We start from the raw sequence: 3,444 nt of genomic DNA on the forward strand, positions 1-3,444 counted from the left end.
CCGCTGGAGGGATCCGAGAGCAGGTGATCAAGGTAGTCGGCGGTGTCTACACTGGACCCAAAGTAGCCGTCATAGGGTAACCGCGTGACGGGGCCAAGCAACTGGCCAGCGGCTGCGCGGTGAAATCGGCTGCCTGTGCAGGAGAGAGCCCCAAGGCTCAGGCCATGAAACCCGTTGGTGAAGGCTATGATGTTGGACCGACCAGTTATCTTGCGCGCTAACTTGAGGGCAGCCTCGACCGCGTTAGCGCCGGTTGGACCGGGAAACTGAACGACGTAGTCGAGCTGTCGCGGTCTGAAAATCGTCTCGTCCAATTCTCGTAAAAACGACTCCTTGGCTTCGTTATACAGATCGAGGCCATGGGTGATGCCGTCACCTGCAATGTAGTCTGTGAGCGCGGACTTCAGCGCAGGGGGGTTGTGTCCATAATTTAGGCTTGAGCAACCCATGAGAAAGTCGAGATAGGCTGTCCCATCGCGCGCAAACAGCTGGGCGCCTCGTGCCGTCGCGAAAACGACGGGATAGCTGCGGGCGTAGCTGCGCACTTCGGACTCAAGATGGTTGAATATCGCAAAATCCTCCTCGCGATCCGGTTTACTTTCGTCAGTCATCGTTGCCTCCTATTTTGAGTATTGGGTAGTAGACCGGCGGGAATGCCTGCAAATGGGATTCCCTCTCGAACAGGGAGCTTGCCGGATTGGCGCACCCATGTCCGAGCCACAGCTCAACTTGGACGAACACCGGTGCCGCCGCGTCGTTTCACGAAGAGGACTTCTCAAAAGTGATGCCAATTGTGCCGAGGGCGCCTCAGAAATATTTTTATGGGCTTTGTTCAACGACTTGACCCGGAGTGCAGCAGGTAGCAAGGCCGAAAACATTGTGTCGCGGATTCGACAAATACGACAGGAGGTGTGGGTTAGTCTCCGCCATTGACATACCACTGCAGCACGATGGTCCAGTTCGCGGTAAGCGTTACGTCGAGCACTGCCGGCACAAGTTGAGTTATGATCAATGCCGGCACAGGCATCGCTTTGTTTTGAGCAGTCTCCGGCCCATCTGCTCCGTCTGGAACGCCTTCCGTGCGAGCCAGGCATCAATTGTCCTCGCTGCATTGCAGCCGGCCGCCAGAGGACGTCGGCGGCCCGCACGGCTATGCCGAGTTCCTCCAAGCATGGCGCGACAGCGGTCACGAAGAGCATAAGGCCATCCGCCGGTGGGCCGGACGCAAATTTCATCCCGAAAACTGCGACCTCGAAGCCATAAACAAGGCGATCGCCAAGGCAGTGCGCGCCGCACGAGGAAACTACCGCTTCCGCCGCCAACCCAGGGGAGAATTGTCCGCACACGACAGAAACCGTTTCAAGCTCAAACCGGCCAACAAAATGTAAGGCGGCATGGCAAGCGAATAGTGACCACAGTTCAACGCCAAAATAGTTAGCCGGGCTCCGGCGTTCTCCAGCCTCTGCATGAACCTCGCCGAGAGCGCCGGCAATACCACTTTGTCTCGCTTGGCGAACACGACGTGAAGATCGAGATCAGGCCTTGCCAGACTATGTGCGTAATTCTCCAAGTTAAGTGGGCCCCAGGCCCTTCTGAGATCGGTCAGCTCAATCTCAGGCTCAAGGCTATCGCGTATCGATCGTGTCGCGCGGCCCGTCCAGACCATGTCCGCTAGACTCCCCGCCGTCAGGAACAGCGAGGCTTTTGACACGGCCTGATCGCGCGCAGCAATCAACCCCGCGACCCAGGACCCTAAGCTCATGCCAAGAACCGAAATCTCTCTATAGCCTTCGCTTTTCAACCAACGTATGAGCTTTCGCCCATCCAATACTGCCTGCCTTATGGACTGGATCGTTCGCCCGAGATTGGGGCTAAGCATATAATCGGCGTGGACGGAGCCAGGACGGCTGCGCTCGAAGTGATGCGGCATGGCAATCTCGACAACGGTGATACCACGCCGCGAGAAAAAACTGGCAATCCGACGGTTCCGCGCGCTTGCATTCCAATGGTGAAAGATCACCATCGCCCGATCGAACGACCCGCTTTCCGTGATTTTCGCCCACACAACATTGTTCGGTGCGATATCAGTCGCAATGTCCGACGGAAATTTTAGCCACCCGTCTTTCCATTCAAAACTCTCATCGCTCTCACTCGGCTCATCGAAAAAGGCTGGATCAGCCACGGCCTGGTCGGCAAGAACACAAAACTCCTCGATACTTGCAATCTTCCCCGCGCCCGGAAAGGCGCGGTCCGCGTCAAGGATGAAATCCGTTGTCTTCTTCCCTACCTCACCGCGTCGCGCACGCCGCTCATCCCAACGATCAAGCCAGTTATGATACACTGTGATTTTTTCCTAATTCGCTTGCTCGCCATCGACCAAATCCGGGATCAAATAGGCCGTATGTCGCGAGCAGCACTCCAACGCCCAGCAGGATCGAAAAACCAGCAAATGCGTCGATCAGCAAGTAGCCAGCAACGAGTAACGCCACGACCGCCGACATCTTCCACAAGGGAACCTGAACCCGACTTCCGCCGCCTAAACGGATGGTCCCGTACACAAAAACAACACAGGTCGAAATAACGATAAGAAAGCTGCTGTAATGCGTCGGCATCCTATAGGCGATCCCATCGCCCACGTCGTTGCCGCCATAGAAGGCTGACGACATATCGCCGACCAACCAAGCCACGATATTTTCTCCACGCGATGTCAGGTAAGCACTCTGGAGCTTCATGACTATGCCGATCAGAACCCCCAAAACAGTACACCGAAAAATTCCACGCATCACTCTGAGGTTGGCTTCGTTGACCTCGTGTTGATAATCCGCCTCCGGCCCACTTTTCGATGCCCCGCCAATAATCCAGAGGTCATGGATCACCGTATAGAGCAAAACGAGACCTACGAAGAACAGATAAAAGCACAGGCACATATAGAGGTAAGCTAGCCCGGTGAACACGACCTCTTCCGGCACCGATATAAGCTCAGGGCGCACAATCGCCAACTTGCCCCAGTCCGTCGCATAATTGCCACCGCCCTTCATCAGCGGGAGCAAACACACGCCGATCCACTGAAAAAGACCGGCGAACACCACACAAATCAAAAAAACCGCCCAATATGAATACGAAGAAGCTTCTACGCTGCGCGCCCAGGCATCGTCGCTTTCCATCTTGTTGCGATTCCCCATAAGCTTTGGGCGGCCTTCATCTTTCCAAAAGGTCACTAGCTCGGTCACGAAGGCAAAAAACAGTGGCAAAAATACCATGAAGACGAATGTCCAATTCGCTGTCCAAAGAAACCCCACCTGCTTGACGACGCCATCCGCCCGGCCATATGTCACGCTGTGAATCCCCATAATATATGACAAAAACCCAAGAGCGGTGACACCCGCAAACACCGACGCCGATAAATTCAGGGGAGATCCGTTAGTAAAAAACGCCTCCGATTTC

The 3,444-nt window shown here is 55.3% G+C and carries 3 protein-coding genes and 1 pseudogene; 1 reads left to right on the forward strand and 3 read right to left on the reverse strand.

What is annotated here, in order from left to right; genetic code table 11:
- The coding region (locus EOA28_RS29300; RefSeq protein ID WP_245501619.1) for an aminotransferase class III-fold pyridoxal phosphate-dependent enzyme at positions 1-611 on the reverse strand (611 nt) is incomplete at its 3' end.
- A gap of 442 nt (positions 612-1,053) precedes the next feature.
- Between EOA28_RS29300 and EOA28_RS29305 the strand changes: the two are divergent.
- Positions 1,054-1,388, forward strand: a pseudogene (locus tag EOA28_RS29305) (hypothetical protein); the annotation flags it as partial.
- On the opposite strand, the gene EOA28_RS29310 reads toward EOA28_RS29305, so the two are convergent.
- The gene (locus tag EOA28_RS29310) at positions 1,304-2,341 is read right to left on the reverse strand and encodes a dienelactone hydrolase-related enzyme (RefSeq protein ID WP_128315548.1); all 1,038 of its coding nucleotides are present in this window, start codon (positions 2,339-2,341) and stop codon (positions 1,304-1,306) included. The pseudogene EOA28_RS29305 and the gene EOA28_RS29310 overlap by 85 nt on opposite strands.
- Positions 2,331-3,444 (reverse strand): hypothetical protein (locus tag EOA28_RS29315; protein ID WP_128315549.1); only part of this gene is annotated, 1,114 nt, incomplete at its 5' end. The genes EOA28_RS29310 and EOA28_RS29315, both read right to left, overlap by 11 nt.

It is taken from the genome of Mesorhizobium sp. M2A.F.Ca.ET.067.02.1.1 (assembly GCF_004023285.1).
Lineage (GTDB): Bacteria > Pseudomonadota > Alphaproteobacteria > Rhizobiales > Rhizobiaceae > Mesorhizobium.